The sequence below is a fragment of the uncultured Eubacterium sp. genome, from assembly GCF_934525195.1.
Taxonomy (GTDB): domain Bacteria; phylum Bacillota; class Clostridia; order Oscillospirales; family Acutalibacteraceae; genus Eubacterium_R.
In genome coordinates this window covers 178,636-199,573 of the sequence record NZ_CAKSZA010000003.1, presented here as the reverse complement: position 1 = coordinate 199,573, position 20,938 = coordinate 178,636, and the positions used below count along the sequence as shown (strand labels likewise).

Annotated in this window: 20 protein-coding genes; 15 read left to right on the top strand and 5 right to left on the bottom strand. The window is 43.5% G+C overall.

Annotated features, from left to right (window positions below; translation table 11 throughout):
* The first annotated feature begins 6 nt into the window (after positions 1–6).
* A complete protein-coding gene (locus Q0E03_RS04525) occupies positions 7–1,161 on the top strand; it encodes a cation diffusion facilitator family transporter (protein ID WP_297129801.1) in 1,155 nt (384 codons plus the stop codon).
* 101 nt (positions 1,162–1,262) lie between these two features.
* Here Q0E03_RS04525 and murI read toward each other — a convergent pair whose 3' ends face one another.
* A complete protein-coding gene (murI, locus tag Q0E03_RS04520; protein WP_297129800.1) occupies positions 1,263–2,021 on the bottom strand; it encodes a glutamate racemase in 759 nt (252 codons plus the stop codon).
* Between the two features lie 152 nt (positions 2,022–2,173).
* Between murI and Q0E03_RS04515 the strand changes: the two genes are divergently transcribed.
* The 9 genes from Q0E03_RS04515 to Q0E03_RS04475 all read left to right on the top strand — a co-directional run bounded on the left by Q0E03_RS04515 (position 2,174) and on the right by Q0E03_RS04475 (position 11,876).
* Entirely contained in the window at positions 2,174–3,700 is a 1,527-nt protein-coding gene (locus Q0E03_RS04515) for a sodium/proline symporter (protein WP_297129799.1), read from the top strand.
* A gap of 25 nt (positions 3,701–3,725) precedes the next feature.
* A complete protein-coding gene (locus tag Q0E03_RS04510) occupies positions 3,726–4,091 on the top strand; it encodes a metal-dependent transcriptional regulator (protein ID WP_297129798.1) in 366 nt (121 codons plus the stop codon).
* Between the two features lie 126 nt (positions 4,092–4,217).
* Positions 4,218–4,991: a TIGR00282 family metallophosphoesterase gene (locus Q0E03_RS04505; protein ID WP_297129797.1), complete on the top strand. Its 774-nt coding sequence runs from the start codon at positions 4,218–4,220 to the stop codon at positions 4,989–4,991.
* Positions 4,988–6,478: an ABC transporter substrate-binding protein gene (locus tag Q0E03_RS04500; protein ID WP_297129796.1), complete on the top strand. Its 1,491-nt coding sequence runs from the start codon at positions 4,988–4,990 to the stop codon at positions 6,476–6,478. Before Q0E03_RS04505 ends, Q0E03_RS04500 begins: the two co-directional genes overlap by 4 nt.
* A 34-nt stretch (positions 6,479–6,512) precedes the next feature.
* Positions 6,513–6,887 carry an Asp23/Gls24 family envelope stress response protein gene (locus tag Q0E03_RS04495; RefSeq protein WP_288528708.1) on the top strand — a complete coding sequence of 125 codons (375 nt, stop codon included), beginning with the start codon at positions 6,513–6,515 and terminating at the stop codon, positions 6,885–6,887.
* Between the two features lie 15 nt (positions 6,888–6,902).
* Positions 6,903–8,525, top strand: coding sequence for a DAK2 domain-containing protein (locus Q0E03_RS04490; protein ID WP_297129795.1), 1,623 nt, complete (start codon positions 6,903–6,905; stop codon positions 8,523–8,525).
* A 49-nt stretch (positions 8,526–8,574) separates the two neighbouring features.
* On the top strand, positions 8,575–10,593 hold the full coding sequence (gene recG, locus Q0E03_RS04485; RefSeq protein WP_297129794.1) for an ATP-dependent DNA helicase RecG: 2,019 nt from the start codon (positions 8,575–8,577) through the stop codon (positions 10,591–10,593).
* Positions 10,593–11,264, top strand: coding sequence for a PHP domain-containing protein (locus tag Q0E03_RS04480; protein WP_297129793.1), 672 nt, complete (start codon positions 10,593–10,595; stop codon positions 11,262–11,264). The genes recG and Q0E03_RS04480 overlap by 1 nt, the downstream gene beginning before the upstream one ends.
* A 93-nt stretch (positions 11,265–11,357) precedes the next feature.
* A complete protein-coding gene (locus Q0E03_RS04475) occupies positions 11,358–11,876 on the top strand; it encodes a TIGR04002 family protein (protein ID WP_297129792.1) in 519 nt (172 codons plus the stop codon).
* A 469-nt stretch (positions 11,877–12,345) separates the two neighbouring features.
* Here the strand turns inward: Q0E03_RS04475 and Q0E03_RS04470 are convergent, their stop codons facing one another.
* Together Q0E03_RS04470 and Q0E03_RS04465 are read right to left on the bottom strand one after the other, a co-directional pair.
* Positions 12,346–12,678, bottom strand: coding sequence for a sigma factor-like helix-turn-helix DNA-binding protein (locus Q0E03_RS04470; protein WP_297129791.1), 333 nt, complete (start codon positions 12,676–12,678; stop codon positions 12,346–12,348).
* Entirely contained in the window at positions 12,659–12,886 is a 228-nt protein-coding gene (locus Q0E03_RS04465; protein WP_297129790.1) for a hypothetical protein, read from the bottom strand. The genes Q0E03_RS04470 and Q0E03_RS04465 overlap by 20 nt, the downstream gene beginning before the upstream one ends.
* 754 nt (positions 12,887–13,640) lie before the next feature.
* Here Q0E03_RS04465 and Q0E03_RS04460 point away from each other — a divergent pair.
* From Q0E03_RS04460 to Q0E03_RS04440, 5 genes are all read left to right on the top strand, one after another.
* Positions 13,641–14,030, top strand: coding sequence for a thioesterase family protein (locus Q0E03_RS04460; RefSeq protein WP_297129789.1), 390 nt, complete (start codon positions 13,641–13,643; stop codon positions 14,028–14,030).
* Positions 14,030–15,205 (top strand): HAD-IA family hydrolase, encoded by a 1,176-nt coding sequence (locus tag Q0E03_RS04455; RefSeq protein ID WP_297129788.1) that lies wholly within the window; start codon positions 14,030–14,032, stop codon positions 15,203–15,205. The genes Q0E03_RS04460 and Q0E03_RS04455 overlap by 1 nt, the downstream gene beginning before the upstream one ends.
* Positions 15,205–16,338 carry a cysteine desulfurase family protein gene (locus Q0E03_RS04450; protein WP_297129787.1) on the top strand — a complete coding sequence of 378 codons (1,134 nt, stop codon included), beginning with the start codon at positions 15,205–15,207 and terminating at the stop codon, positions 16,336–16,338. The genes Q0E03_RS04455 and Q0E03_RS04450 overlap by 1 nt, the downstream gene beginning before the upstream one ends.
* A gap of 65 nt (positions 16,339–16,403) precedes the next feature.
* Entirely contained in the window at positions 16,404–17,573 is a 1,170-nt protein-coding gene (gene thiI, locus Q0E03_RS04445; protein WP_297129786.1) for a tRNA uracil 4-sulfurtransferase ThiI, read from the top strand.
* Positions 17,573–18,433: a hypothetical protein gene (locus tag Q0E03_RS04440; RefSeq protein ID WP_297129785.1), complete on the top strand. Its 861-nt coding sequence runs from the start codon at positions 17,573–17,575 to the stop codon at positions 18,431–18,433. Before thiI ends, Q0E03_RS04440 begins: the two co-directional genes overlap by 1 nt.
* A gap of 69 nt (positions 18,434–18,502) precedes the next feature.
* Here Q0E03_RS04440 and Q0E03_RS04435 read toward each other — a convergent pair whose 3' ends face one another.
* Both Q0E03_RS04435 and guaB read right to left on the bottom strand, forming a co-directional pair.
* Complete coding sequence (locus Q0E03_RS04435) at positions 18,503–19,282, bottom strand: glycerophosphodiester phosphodiesterase (protein WP_297129784.1); 780 nt, start codon at positions 19,280–19,282, stop codon at positions 18,503–18,505.
* A gap of 133 nt (positions 19,283–19,415) precedes the next feature.
* Positions 19,416–20,888, bottom strand: coding sequence for an IMP dehydrogenase (gene guaB / locus Q0E03_RS04430; RefSeq protein WP_297129783.1), 1,473 nt, complete (start codon positions 20,886–20,888; stop codon positions 19,416–19,418).
* Between the last annotated feature and the right edge of the window lie 50 nt (positions 20,889–20,938).

Here is a 20,938-nt window from a genome sequence, read left to right as displayed (position 1 = left end):
GTGAATATGTTGACTCGATTTTTAATCAATCTCGGTGAAAAGAAAAAATTTGACAGAGAAGCTTTTGCGGTTATGAGCGGCGGAGTGGGCATTATTTGCAACATTTTTCTTGCTGTTTTTAAATTCATAGTCGGCAAGTTGTCAGGCTCTATCTCAATCACGGCTGATGCACTCAACAACCTTTCTGATGTTGCGTCAAACGGCGTCACAATCGTCGGTGCAAGGCTTTCAAAAAAGCCTGTGGACAAGGAACACCCTTTCGGTCATGGCAGAATGGAATACATCTCGGCTCTTGCCGTATCGGCACTTATCCTCATTATGGGCTTTGAACTTGCAAAAAGTTCTGTGCAAAAAATCATCAATCCCGAAGAACTGAATTTCAGCTTTGTATACATTATTATTCTCGGTGCGTCAATCCTTGTTAAATTGTGGATGGCATATTTCAACAACAAGCTTTACAAGCACACCGACAACATCAACCTAAAAGCAGTTCGTCAGGACAGCCTCAACGACTGCATTTCAACAGGCGCAACAATCCTTGCACTTTGCATAACCCACATTTTCAAGATTGCTTGGATAGACGGTGCAATCGGCTTGTGCGTTGCTGTTATCATTCTTTTGGGCGGTATCGACATTGCAAAGGAGATTATTTCTCCGCTTCTCGGTCAACCGCCTAAAAAAGAACTTGTTGACAATATCGAACGCATTATGCTTGAGCCCGAATACATCCTCGGCGTACACGATTTGATTGTTCATGACTATGGACCGGGCAGAATTATCGCAAGTGCTCACGCAGAAGTTCCGTCCAACATTGATGTGATGAAACTCCACGATGTCATCGACAATGTTGAATCAAAAATCAACAAGGAACTCGGCATAATTATGTGCATACATATGGACCCGATTGTTGTTGACGACAAAGAGGTTGACCGCTACAAGGCTCTTACAAAAGAGATTATTGCAGATTACGACAGCAGTTTCACCTTCCACGATTTTAGGGTTGTAAAGGGCGAAACGCACACAAACCTCATTTTTGATTTGATTATCCCGTTTTGTGACGACAGCGAAAAGGCAAAAATCAGCGCCGACCTCACAAAACGCTTTAAAGAAAAAGACCCATCACTTGAACTTGTGATGGTGATCGAACATTCATTTATATAATTTAATGTAAGCTATAAAAGTAATTATTTTAAACCCACCGAATTTTTGACACACTCAGAGGCGAACACAGTTCGCCCCTAAGGTAAAAACACGGCAATAATTTATTCTAAAAACTCAAAAAATCTTTTTTGCTTTGCAATTCGGATAGTTTCGTCCGCCGAACTGTCAAAAAATTCAACACTTCCGGGTGCTTGTGATGATGACAAAAGGTCGTCTTTTGCAAGCACTCTTTTTAGTTGCTTCGACACGCCCACAGAACCGTCAAAGAATTTTACATCACCCAAAACGGCGCTGATTTCGTCTTTTATCAGCGGATAATGAGTGCAACCGAGCACCACATTGTCAATCAGTCCGACATAATCCGAAAGTGCTTCTTTCAGATATGCCTTGATTTTTTCCTTGTCGCCCTGTTCGATAATATCCGCAAGACCGACACACGGCATAAGAGCAGTATTCTCATTGTAATATTTATAAAAAAGCCTGTGGAATTTTTCGCTTTCGATAGTGCCCTTTGTTGCCATAACAAGGGTTGCACCGTCGGGATTGAGGTCGTGCACCATTTTGTAGGCAGGCTCAATTGCAATAATCGGCAGGCTGTATTTTTCTCTCAAAAAGTTTGCCGCCTTTGCCGAAGCGGTGTTGCACGCAATGACAACCGCCTTGCAATTTTTTTGGAGCATAAGGCTCACGATTTCGTCACACCTTGCAATGATTTCTTCATCTGTTTTGTCGCCATACGGATTGTGTGCCGAGTCGCTGAAAAAGAAATAATTTTCGTTTGGCAAAAGCTTGACCGTTTCTCGCAAAACGGTCACTCCGCCTATTCCCGAATCTAAAAATCCGATTGGATTGTTGTTCATTTTTACGCCTTCTTTGACAATTTATCTTTACTGAATATGATAATATCACATACAAAATGATTTTTCAATGTTCAAAATATTTGCATTATTATACTATTTATGATATAATTTTATGGTATATTTTTAAATCATATAAATGGAGGACAGTATTTATGACATCAGCACAAGTGTGTATAATGATTTCTATCGTGGTATATTTACTCAGCGTACTGTTGATAGGCATTGTGTATGCAAAAAAGACAAAAAATGTAGGCGACTTTTATCTCGGAGGAAGAAAGCTTGGTCCTATCGTTACTGCAATGAGCGCCGAGGCATCGGATATGAGCAGTTATTTGCTTATGGGTTTGCCGGGACTTGCATATCTTTCGGGTTGTGCAGAGGTTGGCTGGACTGTTATTGGTCTTGCAGTCGGCACTTATCTCAACTGGCTCATCGTTGCAAAAAAGCTTCGTAACTATTCGGCACACATTGGCGCAATCACAATTCCCGATTATTTTTCATTGAGATACAAGGACGACAAGAAAATTCTTATGGCTCTTGCAGCGTTGATTATCATCATTTTCTTTGTTCCTTACACGGCTTCGGGCTTCAGCGCCTGCGGAAAACTCTTTGGCACATTGTTTGGCATTGACTACCACATTGCAATGGTTGTGTCGGCAATCATCATTGTCGGCTACACTTCACTCGGCGGATTTAATGCTGCTTCCGTAACCGACCTTATTCAATCAATCATTATGACAGTTGCACTTGTTATCGTGCTTGTTTTCGGTGTTTCAAAGGCAGGCGGTATTGACGCTGTTATGAACAACGCACACCAGCTCAACGGCTATCTCGACCTGTTCGCCGTGCACCACGACGAGGGCAACACATCAACGGCATTCAGCACAATAAGCGTTGTTTCAACCCTCGCTTGGGGACTCGGCTACTTCGGTATGCCTCACATTCTCCTCAGATTTATGGCTATCGAAAATCCTAACAAAATCAAGATTTCCCGCCGTGTTGCTTCTGTTTGGGTTGTAATTTCTATGTTCATCGCAATCGCAATCGGCGTTGTCGGCAGAGGAATGGTTGCAAACGGTGCAATCGAGCACTTCAAGGACAGCGAAACAATCATCATCCAAATTTCAAATGCATTGAGTCAAGAGGGCATTGTTCCGGCTCTTATCGCAGGTGTTATCCTTGCAGGTATCCTTGCTTCAACAATGTCAACTTCGGACAGTCAGCTTTTGGCTGCTTCGTCATCGGCAAGCGAAAACCTCCTCGGCGGTCTTTTCAAACTTGACCTTTCGGAAACCGCAAAAATGGTTGTTGCAAGACTCACTCTTGTCATCATTTCAGTTATCGGCGTTGTAATCGCTTGGGATTCAAACAGTTCCGTATTCGGCATTGTTTCGTTTGCTTGGGCAGGTTTCGGTGCTGCGTTTGGTCCTGTTGTTCTTCTTTCACTTTTCTGGAAGCGTTCAAACAAATACGGTGCAATCGCAGGTATCTTTGCAGGCGGTGCAATGGTCTTCCTTTGGAAGTTTGTCATTGCGGGACTTTCACCGATTTTCAACATCTACGAACTCTTGCCGGCATTCCTTACAGGTCTTGCGGTGAACGTTATTGTTTCACTTTGCACAAAAGCTCCTGACGAGGATATTATCAAGGCATTTGAAGAAGTTAAAAAAATCAAGTAATTTTCACAAAAAAGGGGTGTAAAAATTGCACGAATCAGGCGAAATGTATCTTGAAACGATATATGTTTTGTATCAAAAACAGCAGAATGTCCGTTCCATTGATGTGGCAGAGGAAATGGGATTTTCAAAACCGAGCGTCAGCAGAGGCGTCAACATACTCAAGCGTGACGGATATTTGACCGTTGACGAAAAAGGCTATCTTGAACTTACCGACTCGGGTATGGATTTGGCAATGAAGATTTACGAGCGTCACACAATCCTCACCAAAACACTTGTTTTGCTTGGTGTTGACAAGGAAACAGCAGCGCAGGACGCTTGCAAAATGGAACATGTCATTTCCGACAAAACCTTGGAGGCGTTCAAGAAACACCTCAACGAACATGTAAAATAATAACCAATCACGGCTCTCCTTGTTATATAATCAAGGGGAGCCAAATTTATTTACAAATTATATATTGTTTTTTAGAATAATATAATATATAATAAAATCGATTATACGGTAATGGGCGGTGAAAAAGTGAAAATATTAGCCATCGGTGATGTTGTGTCGAGTCAAGGCTGTGATTATTTGCGTGATAATTTGCCAAAGCTAAAAAGAGAGTATCAGGCAGATTTTGTTATTGTAAACGGCGAAAACAGCGCAGTCGGCAACGGCGTGACACCAAAAAGTGCACAGCATATTTTTACAAGCGGTGCAGATGTTATCACCCTCGGCAACCATTCGCTTCGCAGACCCGAAATTGCGGATTTTCTTGACGAAAACGAATTCATCATCCGTCCGTGCAACTACCATTCTTCTGCTCCGGGCAACGGCTCGGTTATTCTCGACAAGGGCAAAAACCGAGTGGCAATCATCAATTTGCAAGGTGCTGTTTATCTTGACAACATCATCAATCCGTTTGACAGCATTGATGACGAAATCAAAAAGGTCAAGGATGACGGCGCAAACATTATCATAATCGACTTTCACGCAGAAGCAACGGGAGAGAAAAAGGGTATGGGATTTTACCTTGACGGCAAGGTTTCCGCTGTTTTTGGCACTCACACCCACACGCAAACCGCCGATGAGCAGATTTTGCCAAACGGCACGGGCTACATCACCGACATCGGTATGACGGGTCCGTATTATTCCGTTTTGGGCGTCACTCCCGAAGTTGCAATACAAAAAATGAAAACAAATTTGCCGGTTAGATTTACAAACCCCGACGGTCCGTGCACCTTGGAGGGCATTGTGATTGAAATAGACGAAACGACCGGCAAAACCACTCATATAGAAAGGTTCAGAAAATGACCAAAAAGGCAGTGGCAATTCTGTGTGTAATTGCCATAATCACCGCCTTATTCACAGGCTGTAAAAACAATGTGCCCGAGCAAAAACACGAACTTGTTTTGCAAACCACGGCAAAGGTAACCGAAGACACAGACAATTTCAAAATCAGCTACAGCCAGTCGGATTCGCTCAATCCGTTTGAGGCGGACACACTAAACAACCAAACAGCGAACGACCTTGTGTACGAACCGCTGTTCAGAATAGATGAATCGTTTGAGGCAGTTCCCGAAATTGCAAGTTCATACACATATGAAGATTCGCACACGCTGTCAATCACCATAGTCAGCGGTCTCAAGTTTTCGGACGGGTCACCTCTTACGGCAAGCAATGTTGTAAGTTCATTCCACGAGGCTCAGGCTTCGCCAAGATGGAAAAACAGCCTGAAGCCGATATATTCCGCATCGGTTGTGAGCGACACGACAGTAAAATTCAAACTGTCGTATGCAAACCCGTATGCACATCAGCTTTTGACATTTTATGTTGCAAAGAATTCGTCAAAATCAAAATATCCGCTCGGCAGCGGACGGTACAAATTCCTTGAAGAAAACGGCAAACTGTATGTTGAGCAAAACAAGGAATACAAAGAAAGCTTCAATCCGAGATTTACAAAAATTCAGCTTGTCAATGTTCCGTCGGCGGAATCAATCAACAACGCTATGAACATAGGCAACATCAGTTATGCATACCGTGATGTCAGCAATGACACGGTGGCAAGGCTCAAGTGCAACAAAAAACAGGTTAACCTGAACAATATGGTTTACTTGGGACTTCGCAACTCAATGGGAATCACATCAAATGCAGACATTCGCCGTGCGATTTCGCTTGCGGTTGACCGTGGCATACTTGCAAAAAGTGCTTATCAAGGCTACGCACGACCTGCAACTTCCCTGTTCAATCCAATGTCGAAACTCGGACGGGAAACAAAGATTTTTTCTGATTCGGCAGACACGGCGGCGGCAAAGCAGGCAATCGCAAAAAGCGGATACAAATCAAGCCAACTCACTCTTAAAATCGTTGTGAACGAAAACGAAAGCAGAATTGCGATAGCGAAACTTGCGGCACAGCAGTTGGAGGCTGTCGGATTCAAGGCGACCGTCAAGGTTTACAGTCAAAAGGTGTTCAAGCAAGCACTCAAATACAACAACTACGACATATATATTGCCGAAACGAAAATACCGAACGATATGAGGCTCTCGTCATTTTTTGACAAATCGGGCAAAACTCATTACGGTATGAGCACCGAGAGCGAAACCGCAAAGCTATACAGAGATTATCTCAACAACGGCGGTGAGCTGGGAAAATTCATTCTTTCATTTTCAAACGAAATTCCTTTTGTGCCGATTGTGTACAGAAAAGGAGTTATCTGCTATTCAAAGGCTATGCACGGAGATATGCAGGGATATTACGGCAATTTCTTTGCCAACATTGAAGATTGGTACTATAATTAATATTTTCACCGACTTAATCGAAAAGGAGAAATCTATGATTAAATACGAAAATCCAAACGGATATATAGAAATCACCAACAACTATTTTGCCAGACTTGTCGGTAATGCGGCACAAAGCTGTTTCGGCGTTACAAGAATGGTGAATGCAAACCCTGTGCAAACAATAAAGTATGCCATCAAAAGCAGAGTTGACGGCGTTGACCTTGACACATCAAATCAGGGCGTAACAATCAAGAGCGTCAACGGCGCATTAGTGGTTGACCTTTCTATCGCTGTGTCATACGGTGTAAACATCAATGCCATTGCGGACAGCATTGTTAACAAAGTTCGCTACACTATCGAAAGCACCACAGACTTGAAGGTTTCCGAAGTAAATGTTCATGTCGAAGGCATCGACAGTATTAACTAAACTCGGAGGACAACCATGATTACAGGACAGATGTTTCGTGACGGTGTTATTTCCGCCGCAAACAACATAGCAAACAGCAGACAGGCAGTTGACGCACTCAACATTTTCCCCGTTCCTGACGGTGACACGGGCACAAATATGTCGATGACAATTGCATCGGCATCGGACGATATAAAAAATATGGAGGACGACAGCAACCTCGGCGATGTTGCAAAAAGAGTGGCTTCAGCCCTTCTTCGCGGCGCAAGAGGAAACTCGGGCGTTATTCTTTCACTTATATTCCGTGGCTTTTCAAAGGCTTTCAAGGGTATTGAAAAAGCTGACGGCAACGATATTGCACACGCATTCCGTATGGGAAGCGATGCGGCATACAAGGCAGTAATGAAGCCAACCGAGGGCACAATCCTCACAGTAGTGAGATGTGCTGCAGAGGCGGCAGAAGAATTTGCACCGAGCAACAACGAACCTATCGAAGTATTCTTAGCGGCAATTGAAGCGGCAAAGGAAGCGCTCGCAAAAACACCTGAAATGCTCCCTGTCCTCAAGCAGGCAGGAGTTGTTGACGCAGGCGGTCAGGGCTTCTTACTCATCCTTGAGGGTATGAAATCGGTGTTCATCAACAATGTGATTATCCGCCCTATCGGTGAGGAAGCAATCACAGACAAAAAATCTTCTGCAAGCGATGAGGCTCAAAGCGGATACCGTTGCGAATTTGTTATTCAAAAGGAACACGGTGCAAAAGAGAGCGACTCAATCAAACTCAGAGCTTATCTTGAAGCTATCGGCAGTGACGTTGAAGTTCACGAGGAAAACGGCAAAATCGCCGTTAAGGTGACAAGTGAGCAACTCGGCACTATTGTGCAAACTGCCACAAAATACGGTCAACTTTTTGACATAAACATTCAAAATCTTGCAACTCCAAAACAGGAGGAGCAAAACGAAACCGACGAAAACGAAATTGCAGAGCCTGAAAATGACTACGGCTTTGTATCGGTTTGTGCAGGCGAGGGACTCACGGAACTTTTCTCCGACCTCGGTGCAGATATTGTTGTCAGCGGCGGTCAAACAATGAATCCGTCAACCGACGACATCATTAAGGCTATTATGAAAGTTCCGGCAAAAATTGTGTATGTTTTGCCAAATAACAAGAACATCATTATGGCGGCGCAAATGGCAAAGAACAGCGTGAACGACAGAGAGGTTGTTGTGCTTGAAACAAAGACAGTTCCTCAGGGAATTTCCGCTATGCTTGCCTTTGACGAAACGGCAGACAAGGAAGAAAATATTGACACAATGATGCAGGCGGCAGGCAATGTTCAAACCGCATCGGTTACCTTTGCGGCTCGTGACAGCGAGGTTGACGGCAAACCAATCAAAGAAGGCCAGATTATGGGACTTTGCAACGGCGCCATCAAGTTCATCGGCGAGGACAGAGAGGAAATTGCTTTTTCCGCAACAGACGAACTGTTCAACCCTGACGAAAACGCACTTGTGACAATTATTTACGGTGAGGACGCAACCGAGGAGGACGCACAAAAGATTGAAGAAAAACTCACCGAAAAATACGGAAGCAACATCGAGGTAAGTATCGTAAACGGCGGACAGCCTGTGTACTACTATCTTATTTCGGTAGAATAATACATCGTAGGGGCGAACTGCGTTCGCTTTCTATTAAAGGTCAATAATTATGGATTACAGTGATTACAACATTCAATTCATAAAAGGTGTAGGAGATAAAAGAGCCCAACTTTTCAATAAGTTGGGCGTTTACACTTTGCAGGACCTTATCAATTATTATCCACGAAAATACATTGACTGGAGCAAAACGCTCACGGTCAAAGATGTCAAATCAGGAGAGTCTGCTTTCATCAAGGCAACTATGATTACCCCTGTGAAAGAGGCAAAAATAAGAAAAGGACTCACCCTCTACAAATGCAATTTTACAGACGGCGAAACCGTCATCCACGTTACGATTTTCAACAACGCCTATCTTGCAAAAGCCTTGCGAACCTTTGACGACTACATTCTTTACGGCAAGGTTGACAGAACATTCACTGAGGCGTCTATGAGCTCGCCTCAAATCGAAAAAGCAGAAAAAGCGACAGGCATTGAGCCGATTTATCCCGCAACCACAAACCTTTCGTCAAAGATTATCGAAAAGGTGGTCAAGGTGGGTCTTGACAAAGTCGGAGCAATTCCCGACACTCTGCCCGAATATCTGCTGACCGAATACAATCTTTGTTCGCTCAACTTCGCAATCAGGCAAATTCACTTCCCTGACAAAGAGGAAAATATCGAAATCGCAAGACGCAGGCTGATTTTTGAGGAACTATTGACCCTCCAACTCGGTTTGATGAAACTAAAAAGCAAGAGAGCAACAAAGAATTTGTTGAAAATGCCTCTTGATTTCAGCGAAGAATTTTATTCGCTTCTGCCGTTTGACCCGACAAACGCACAGAAAAAAGCGGTTGCCGACTGCATTGCCGACCTAAACGGCGACAGGCAGATGAACAGACTTATTCAGGGTGATGTCGGTTCGGGCAAAACCGCCGTTGCGGGTGCGGTTATGTACACCGTCATAAAAAACGGATTTCAAACCGCAATGATGGCGCCTACCGAAATCCTTGCAACCCAGCACTACGAGAGCTTTTGCAAGCTGTTTGACCGCACGGATATAAAAATTGCCCTGCTGACAGGCTCAACAAAGGCGGCTGAAAAAAAGAAAATCAAGCTTGCACTTTACGACGGCGAAATTGATTTGATTATCGGCACTCACGCACTTATTCAAAATGATGTTGAATTCAAAAACTTAGGATTGGTGTGCACGGACGAGCAGCACCGATTCGGTGTTGAGCAACGCTCCAGCCTTGCTATGAAAGGCAACAATCCGCACCTGCTTGTTATGTCGGCAACCCCGATTCCACGCACAATGGGGTTGATTATTTACGGCGATTTAAACATTAGCGTGCTTGACGAACTACCACCGGGCAGACAGGAAATTCGCACAGATTTGGTGACGAGCGCTTACCATCAACGCATATATAAATTTATCAAAAAAGCTGTTGACAACGGCAATCAGGCATACATTGTTTGCTCACTTGTTGACGACAACGACAGCGATTTGCTTTCGGCAAAAGAATATGCCGACAAGCTCTCAACCGAGGTTTTTCAGGGATATAATCTCGGACTTCTCCATGGCAAAATGAAGCCGAAAGAAAAAGACAAAGTTATGCAGGAATTTGCAAAAGGTAATGTTCAAATTCTTGTTTCAACAACGGTTGTTGAAGTTGGCGTTGATGTGCCGAACGCAACCGTTATGCTCATAGAAAATGCCGACCGTTTCGGCTTGTCGCAACTTCATCAGCTTCGTGGCAGAGTCGGCAGAGGCAAGGACAAAAGCTTTTGCATTTTGGTGTCCGACAACAAATCGGAGTCATCTGTTGAGCGTTTAAAATTGCTTAAATCAACCAATGACGGCTTTAAAATTGCGGACTACGACTTAAAAACAAGAGGTCCGGGCGACTTCTTCGGCACAAGACAACACGGTTTGCCACAGCTCAAAATTGCGGATATGCTTGAGGATACAAAAATTCTTGAGCAATGCCAAGAATGTGCAAAATTCATCCTCAAAGACGACCCGAATCTTGACAATTTCCCTGAGCTTTGCAGGCAAATTTCCGATATGTTCAGAAAGACGGATTACTGATGAAATACAAATACGAACTACACACTCACACAAAATACGGTTCTCGTCAATGCGGCAGAACCGAGCCGAAAGACATTGCAAGAATGTACAAGGAAAAAGGCTATTCGGGCATTGTCCTAACCGACCATTACAGCCCGCTGACTTTTGATTTGGCTCACGGATATTTCAATCCGCAAAAGTTCATCGACTGCTATATCGACCCGTATCTTGAAATGAAAAAATACGAGGACGAGCATTTTTCCGTTATGTTCGGAATGGAAATTCGCCACTATGCAACCGCAAACGACTACCTTGTTTACGGTGTTGACGAAAACTGGCTGAGAAAACAGGGCAATCTGCTTGCACTTTGGGAAAAGCAGATGTGCGAGCTTATGCACAGTCAGGGCTACTTGGTGTATCAGGCTCACCCGTTTCGACCTGCGATTACACGATGCAATCCCGACTACCTTGACGGAATTGAGGTCTACAACGGCAAAACTCCAAAGGAGTCAAACGAAAAAGCGGAGACTTGGGCGAAAAAGCACAATAAGCTGATGGTGTCGGGTTCGGATTTTCATGTGCCGAAACAGCTTGCAAGGGGCGGAATCATCACCGAAAAGCCGATTCGCAACAACGCCGATTTGCTCGACACCCTCAAATCTATGGATTTTGAAATGATTAAGACTTATTAATCTGTACACCTAAATTTTATTAATATTATATCTTTTTAAATGGTTAAGCATACTATATAATATTCTCATAATAAACCGACAGGAGAATATTTTATGGAAAAAACAGCAAAAAACAACAAGGTTAAGCGTGTTTGCATAACTGGTCTTATGGCGGCACTTGTTTGCGTTGCAACCGCTTTCATCAAAATGCCGACAGGCATAAATTCAGGCTATCTTCACTTTGGCGACAGTATGATTTATCTTGCAGGATGTTTGCTCGGTCCGTGGGCTTCCCTTGCGGCAGCTATCGGCGGTGCGCTTGCAGATGTCATTTCCGGAGCACCGCAATGGGCACCGGCAACCGCAGTCATCAAGGCGCTCAACGCAGTTCCGTTCATCCTTATTTGCAGAAATACAAATCACAAAATCATCACAAAATGGACAGTTCCGATGACCATAGTTTCGGGTCTTATCACAGTCGGCGGATACCTCTTGGCAGAGGGCATTATGTATTCGTTCCCGACAGCAATCACATCCGTTCCGTTTTCTTGCATTCAGGCAGTCGGCTCGGCAATCGTATTCATCATCGTTGGTGCAGTCCTCGACAAAATCAAAATCCAAAAGTACATCTGATATTTTATAAAAGATTGTTGAGAAAGTTTCTGAATTTCGTTTTCTTGCGAACATTGCTGTACATCGTCAAAACATATTCCGTATAGAACAAAACAGAGTTTTGTAAGTATACTACATATGTTTTTCCTCTTTCCAAAAAATCCAAGGATTTTTTGGAAGCCTTATATTCGCTTGTTCGCAAAAAACGAAAAACGCCAAAAAAGCTGTAAGTTCAATACTTACAGCTTTTTTTAGACCCCTACCGTCAACACTTTGTATTACCGGCTTCCTTTACATTTAAATGGGTGTAAATCAGTTGATTATATTTTGGCGTGTTTCAGGGGCTTTATCGACAGTCTGAGGCTTTACGGCGTGTAACCGTAAAGCCCTTTTTTTCATATTATATTATGTAAGATAACAGGCAAATACGGGGTGACAGTGCGTGATGCCGTGAATAGCTGTCATTTTCTGCCTGATAACATATATCGCTTTATTCCAACGAATTTGCAAGGCGGTCGTATTCATCAATCGCTTTTGAAAGTGCAATATAGCAGTAGCCGAGCGAATTGTTCATCTTTTCCTTAGCGGAGGAAATATGTCGCGAAACTGTCGGCTGAGAAAGTTTCAGCAAATTCGCAATTTCAGCCTGTGTTTTGTTGTTTTCGTATCTATATCTTAGGCAAACGCTCTGCATCGGCGTCAATTCCTCCTGCATAATCAAAGGCAAAACAGCCGAAAATGCCTTTTTCTTTGCCTTTTCCCTATCCATTCCCTCCACCGCAGAATAGTCCTCGTAATAATAATTATTGATAAAGTCTATCATTGTCGTGATCCTCCTCATAATATCCAAAAAGCATTGATGCCGTTCTTCTGCATTCACAAGCCATATCGTAATATATTTTAATTTTTCTTCTCAACGACACAAGGTCTTCGCCGCGATACACAGACAGCAACGGCTTCATTGCGTCAAGTTTTGCGCTAAGCACCTTGTATTGTTGCTCATATTCATGAGCCAATTCATTAATTGTCATCTTCTGCCCTTCTTTCCATATATATTAATCAACTTGAGTGGTTTGTCGATTTTAGACAAGCATTTATCGAACTTATGTTCAAATTTCGCAATGTCTACTGCATATATTAGTCGAACATTTGTATTGTGTCAATATTTTTTGAATAAAAAGTCCAAAAAACTTCTCGACAAAAATCGACAAATGGTACAAATATTGTTGTTTTTGTCTATTAAAAGGTGATAATTTAATTTTATGAGGTTCATCATAAAATTTCATTCCCGTTTTTGTATATTTTACCAAAAATGTTTTAACTTTTCACTTGACAAGTTGGTAAATTTCTACTATAATGTTGGTACGCTCGAAACGGAGCCGCAACCGTTTTGGGTAACCTGTCCTCCTATAGTTTGTTATAGACAGAGAGGGAAAAGAGTAGGTGTTACACCTGCTCTTTTTTCTTTATACAGCCCCAGACTGTCAATAAAGTCTCTGAAACACGCCAAATATATTCAACCGATTTGCCTCCTCTTGTTGCAAGGTGATTCCCCCGTTAATAGGGGGAAATGTCTGCAACGCAGACAAAAGGGGGCGTCTACGCAGTAAAGGTGGCAACACGAAGTGTTGACGGTGGGGTTTTAAAAATGCCGTAGGGGCGAACTGTGTTCGCCTGCAAAATCCTAATATCAGGCAATTTGTTAACACAAATAAACTCTGCCTATATATTGTATTAATTACAATTATATGTTATAATATATCGAATAAATTGCGAGGTGAACTTATGCAAGAGATTTTTACAGAGGTTAAGGGCGAGGCTCTTACTATTGTTAATTCCACCAACACCGCCATTGCGGCACAGAGCGGTTCGTTGCCTGTTTTTGGCACACCGTTTATGATTGCACTTATGGAAAAGGCAACCTGCACGGCTATTTCTGATTTTTTAGAAGGTGACGAAACAACTGTCGGCACAGCAATCAATGTCACTCACGACAAGGCGAGCGGTGTGGGCACAGTTGTAATTGCTTACGCAACACTCAGAGAAACGCAGGGCAGAAAGCTCATCTTTGACGTTAAGGCTTGCGAGGAGGACGGCACGGTAATCGGCAAAGGCACAATCGAAAGATTTGTTGTTGACAGCGTGCGTTTTATGAAAAAAGTGGAGGCAAAATAATGGTTAAGGCAGTTGTTTTTGACTTTGACGGCACACTTTGCGACACCGGAGTAGGCGTTAAAAAAAGTGCAAAATACGCGCTTGACGCTTTTGATATCGATGCTCCCGAATGGGAGGAGCTTGACTTCTTTATCGGACCTCCATTGCTTGTGACATTTCAGGAAAAATTCAACCAAAGCGTGACGGACGCTGAAAAACTTGTTAAAAAATATCGCGAAAGATATACAAACATCGGACTATACGAAAGCGAATTTTACGAGGGAATCCCACAACTTTTAAAAGCACTCAAAAACGAGGGCTTCAAGCTTGGCGTTGCCTCATCAAAGCCTATCAACTATGTTGAGGAACTTTTGATAAAAGCAGATCTCAAGGAATATTTTGACTGCATAAGTGCGGTCAGCTTTAATGCGGACTGCGAATCAAAGCAGAGTATTTTGAGCCGTTGCCTAAATGAACTCGGCATTGAACCTTGCGATGCAATTATGGTAGGCGACAGATTTTATGACATTGACGGTGCACGAGAAGCCGGAGTTCCAAGCGTAGGCGTTTTGTGGGGATTTGGCAACAAGTTTGAACTTATCGAAAGCGGTGCGGATTATGTTATCGACAAGATTGAGGACGTTGAATCCATTGCTCTCGGTATGTATGAAAGAACCGAGAATTCACAAGGCATTTACAACGGCAGAGTACTCACCTTCCACGTTGACGACATCACACTTTGCAATGGCGACAAGGCAAACAGAGAGGTTGTTGACCATCCGGGCGGCGTTGGAATTATCGCATTGAGCGACGACGAGTGCGTATATATGGTGCGTCAATTCCGCTATCCGTACAAGGAAACCATATACGAAATACCTGCCGGCAAGCGTGAAAAAGGCGAAGACCCGCTTGAAACAGGCAAGAGAGAACTCCACGAGGAATGCGGTATTATAGCAGAAAATTATATTGACCTCGGCAAAATTTATCCGTCACCGGGCTACACAAACGAAGAAATCTACCTCTATGCGGCAACAGGCTTGACCGAGGTTGAGCAAGAACTTGACGAGGACGAATTTTTGCAGGTGACAAAGATGAAGCTGTCCACCCTTATCGCAAAAATTATGAGCGGTGAAATCACAGATGCAAAAACCATTGCAGCCGCATTTAAACTAAAGGAATTGAGAAACATAAAATAATGAGTGCTTATTTAGACAACAGCGCAACCACAAAGCCTGAGGAGGCAGTTGCAAAAAAAGTTTATCAAATGTTGACCGAGCATTTTGGCAATCCGTCATCTTTCCACAAAGAGGGATTGGACGCAAATGCGGAGGTTCGCAAAGCAAGAGATATAATCGCAAAATCTCTGTCGTGCGAGAGTGAAGAGATTTTCTTCACCTCGGGCGGCACGGAGGCAAACAACCTTGCAATCTTTGGCTCGGCAATGGCAAACAAGCGCAAGGGCAACCGAATTGTAACAACAGCCATTGAGCACGAAAGTGTGCTTGAATCGGTGGCAGAGCTTGAAAAACAGGGATTTGAGGTTATCAGGCTTGAACCGAACAGCGACGGCAACATCAGCGAGGAGCAGATTTTTGAGGCTGTCAACAGCGACACAATCCTTGTTTCGATGATGTATGTCAACAACGAGGTCGGCTCGATTTTGCCTGTCAAAAGCATAAGAAAAGCTGTCAAAAAAGCAAAAGCACCTGCACTTGTGCACATCGACTGCGTTCAGGCATACGGCAAGTACGAAATCAGACCTGCCAAACTGGGTGCGGATTTGGTGACAATCACGGCTCACAAAGTGCACGGCCCAAAGGGCACGGGTGCGTTATACATCAAAAAAGGCACACGAATTGTGCCGAGAACATACGGCGGTGAACAAGAACACAAAATCAGACCCGGCACAGAGGCTTCCCCTCTTATTGCAGGATTCGGCGAAGCGGTTTCGCTGTTCCCCGACCTCAAAAAACAGACTGCCGAAATTCACGAATTAAACGCTTATGCAAGGGCGGAGCTTGAAAAAATTAACGGTGTCAAAATCAACAACAGCACCGACTCATCGGATTACATTCTCAATGTGTACATCCCAAGTTTTATGACAAGCCAGACGATTGTTCAGCACCTTTCGAGCCAATACGGAATTTACGTCAGCAACGGCTCAGCCTGTGCAAAAGGCAAAAAGAGCCACGTGCTCACGGCTATGAAACTCGGCGACAAGGTAATTGAAAAATCAATCCGTATCAGCCTCAGCAGAATGAACACAAAAACCGACATTGACGAACTTGCTTCGGCAATCAGGGAAACTGTGGAAAAATATCCACTATAACGACCGTAGGGGCGGATCCCATCCGCTCGGAACATAACAAACTTTCAACACAACAGGAACAAAAAATGAGAGAAATTATACTTATCAAAAACGGCGAGCTTGTGCTCAAGGGACTCAACAGAAACACCTTTGAGGACATTCTCATAAAAAATATGCGCAAGGCACTTGCCGAAATCGGCGAGTTCACCTTCAAAAAAAGTCAGTCAACAATTATGGTTGAGCCGAATGATGACGACATCGACCTTGATGATGCAGTTGAGCGTCTCAAAAAAGTTTTCGGCATTGCGGCACTTTCAAGAGCACTTGTTGCCAAAAAGGATATGGACGACATCAAGGCAAAGACCATTGAATACCTCGGTGAGCGTTTTGAAGATGCAGAAACCTTTAAGGTGGAAGCAAAGCGAAGCGACAAAAAGTTTCCGCTCAAATCACCTGAAATTTGCAGAGAACTCGGCGGTCACATTCTTTCAAACTACCACGATTTAAAGGTTGATGTGCACAATCCGGAACTCACCGTTACGGTTGAAATCAGAGATACATATGCTTTCATCAGAGGCAACAATATCAAGGGCGCAGGCGGTATGCCTGTCAGCACAAGCGGCAGAGGTGCGGTGCTCATCAGCGGCGGAATCGACTCCCCTGTTGCAGCTTATATGATGGCAAAGCGTGGAATTGAACTTGTTTCCGTTCACTTTGCTTCCCCTCCGTACACAACCGAACTTGCCGAGCAAAAGGTTATGGACTTGCTCCACAAAGTTGCACAGTACAGCGGACCGATTACAACTTATGTTGTGCCGTTTACCGAACTTCAGGAGGCTATCAGGGACAAGTGCCCTGAAGTTTACTTCACAATCATTATGAGAAGATATATGATGAAAATTGCGGAAATCATTGCAAAGCACCAAAATTGTTCCGCACTCATCACAGGCGAAAGCGTGGGTCAGGTTGCAAGCCAAACAATCTACGCACTCGGCTGCACCGATGTTGCGACAGAACTTCCTGTATTCAGACCTTGCATCGGTATGGATAAAGACGAAATTGTGCGAGTTTCAAGAGAAATTGACACATTCCAAACTTCAATTTTGCCGTACGAGGACTGTTGCACAGTATTCACTCCAAAGCATCCAAAAACAAGACCACAAATCGAAGAAATACTTGAAGCAGAAAAAGCACTCGACAGCGAAGCTCTCATCCAAAGAGCTGTTGAAGGTGCAAGAAAGACAGTGATTAAATAATGAAAAAGGAAAATAAATCTTCATCTGCCGAAATGGTAAAAAAATATAAACTTCCTATTATTTGTATCGGTTCGCTAATTGCGGTTTTGATTGCCATTGCAATCATCAATGCCGCTACTACAGCTTATTTGAAACCGTACGAAAAGAAATACAACATCAAATATCCTCGTCACATTGCAGAAGAATTTTGCGATGCTTACGGCATAAATTCCGAAGTTTCGGGAATGTTGTGCTTTGACGATACCGACGAAAAGATGTTTATAACCAGTGACGTTTATCAAAGCGGAAATCACTTCGATTCGGGTTCGGCTATTGATGACAACAAGCAGATTAAATCAATCGGACTTGACAGCTCATCAACCGAAATCGAAAAGTTATATTCATCCGTTAAAGGCTACAACAACTGCACTCAAAAAGTTACGCTCACCGATATTTACGGCAAAAGAAAGACCTACCAAGTAATCGCCGCATACTATGCAAACATCAACGCAAGCGACGACAACGGCTACATTTTTCCTTACTATGCCCACGGTGATTTGACCGAAGACAGCTTTAACGAATACGAGGACAGAGTTTACTGCCGTTCGCTTTATCATTCAGCATTTGATATGTCATATACCGACAAATATTTGAGCATAAATGTTGATACCGATTTTATGGAAAGCTTTAAATTTGTCATTCTTTGCGTTGAAGTTGACGGCAAAGTAACCCCATACACCGATGCGGTTAAAAACAAAAAGGTTCACTATCCGCAGGTTTGGTACGACGTTCACAAAAAGCACAATCCATATTGGCTTTCGTCAAAATGGCAACCTGAGGTTTACACCGACAAAAAGCACAAAACAACCGATAAAATGTAATCATAATTAACAAAACCTCCCACAGCAGTTTGCTCTGCCGTAGGAGGTTTTAATTATTGTTTTATAAGGCTATTTGCCCCATTTGTTGATGATGTGCTGAACCTTTGGTGGATTGTGGGTTGTAATATTATCGGCGGTGTTGATGAGTGCACGTTTGATTTGGTACTTTCTGTCAACCGTCCAAATAGAAAGCTTATAGCCGTTTTTGTGAAGCAACAACGACAATGTTCGTGACGCATACTTATAGTTGCAATTTATGCCGATTGCTCCCGTTTTTTCAAGCATTTCAATGATCTTTTGCTGATAATCTTCGGTAAAAATATTAATTCTGCTCGGCATATAATTGACATAGTATTCAATTCCGGGGCAATTTTCCTTAACCTTATTTGCCTGAAAAACCTCAATTCCCGTAAGAGTTACACGGTCGGTCAGGCTATAATCGACTATTAAATCGTGAAGTGATTTGAGCACCCTTGTTTCCTTAATATTCAAATTAAGGTGCAAATCCGATTCCTTAGCCAACTGAAATGCGGCAGTGATTTCCGTGCCGTCGGAATTTGTGTTGATGATGTCGCTGCTCATAACGATTGTGCCGTTAGGTCGCTGTCGCACATCCATTTCAAAAGATTGGTCGCCGTGGGCAATCGCCGCTTCAAGAGATTCCATGGAGTTGTCGGGAGTGTTGTATGCACCCGTGTGAGCCGTGATTGTGAAGCCGTCAACAAACGTCAGTTCGTGCTCATCAAAAGTCTTGTTGAAGGCATAAGACACCACCACAACAAGCATTGAAACGCTGACCAAAAACGCCACAACCTGATATGTAAACCGCTTTGCCCATGTGGGTGTCATATTCCGTTTTAAAAACCGCTTAAACTTTTCTATTCGTTTTTTGCGTTTCTCCGATTTCGCCATATTTTCACCCTGTCAGAACATCAAACCGCCGGCAATGTGTGCAGGCGGTTTTTGTGTGATTGATGTAATCTTATTTATTTCCCGAATAGTTTGGTGCTTCCTTGGTGATGTAAACATCGTGAGGATGTGATTCAACAAGACCTGCGCCTGTGATTCTGATGAACTGTGCGTTTTGGCGAAGCTCCTCGATTGTGTGGCAACCGACATAGCCCATACCCGAACGCAAACCACCCATCATCTGATAGATTGTGTCTGATACAGCTCCCTTGTAAGGAACACGACCTTCAACGCCTTCCGGAACAAATTTCTTTGAGCCTTTCTGGAAGTATCTGTCGGCAGAACCGTGGTTCATAGCACCGAGTGAGCCCATACCACGATATACCTTAAACTGACGGCCTTGATAAATTTCTGTTTCGCCCGGTGCTTCGTCACAACCTGCAACGAGTGAACCAACCATAACAACGCTGCCGCCTGCGGCGATAGCCTTAACGATTTCACCTGAATACTTGATACCGCCGTCTGCGATTACAGGCACGCCGTACTTGTCAGCCATAGCAGCTGAATCGTAAATAGCTGTAATCTGCGGAACACCGATACCTGCAACGATACGAGTTGTACAGATAGAACCCGGACCGATACCGATTTTAACAGCGTCTGCACCTGCTTTGATGAGAGCTTCTGTTGCTTGGGCAGTTGCAACGTTGCCTGCGATGAGAGAAACATCAGGGAACGCTTCCTTAACTTTTGCAACATTTCTGATGATATTTTCCGAGTGACCGTGAGCCGAGTCAAGAACAAATGCGTCAACGCCTGCTTCGTAAAGAGCCTGTGCACGAATGAGCACATCGTCTGTTACACCGAGAGCAGCTGCGCAAAGGAGTCTGTCCTTGCTGTCACGAGCTGTGTTTGGATATTTAACGGCTTTTTCAATGTCCTTGATTGTAACAAGACCCGTGAGTTTGCCGTTTTCGTCAATAAGAGGAAGTTTTTCAACCTTTGACTTCATAAGGATGTTCTTTGCCTCATCAAGAGTTGTGCCTGCAACAGCTGTGATGAGCTCCTCCTTTGGAGTCATTACGGTAGAGATTTTTACGCTGTAATCCTGAATGAATCGAAGGTCACGGTTTGTGAGGATACCAACAAGAGTGCCGTCGTCCTCGCAGATTGGCACACCGCTGATTTTGTATTTACCCATCAACATATCTGCGTCTTTTACGCTGTGATGAGGGGAGAGATAAAACGGATTGAGAATAACGCCGTTTTCGCTTCTTTTAACCTTATCAACCTCGGTAGCCTGCTCCTCGATTGTCATATTTTTGTGAATAACACCGATGCCGCCCTCACGAGCAATAGCAATAGCCATTCTTGATTCGGTTACAGTATCCATAGCCGCAGTCATAAGCGGAATGTTAAGACTAATATCCTTTGTAAGTTTTGTCTTGAGCGACACACCGTCAGGAGTTACATCGGATTTTGCAGGAATAAGCAAAACGTCATCAAATGTAAGTCCTTCCTTTACAAATTTTTCACCGTATTCTTTCATAACAACCTCCCATTAAATTATAATATTAGAATATTTTATCTATCATACCA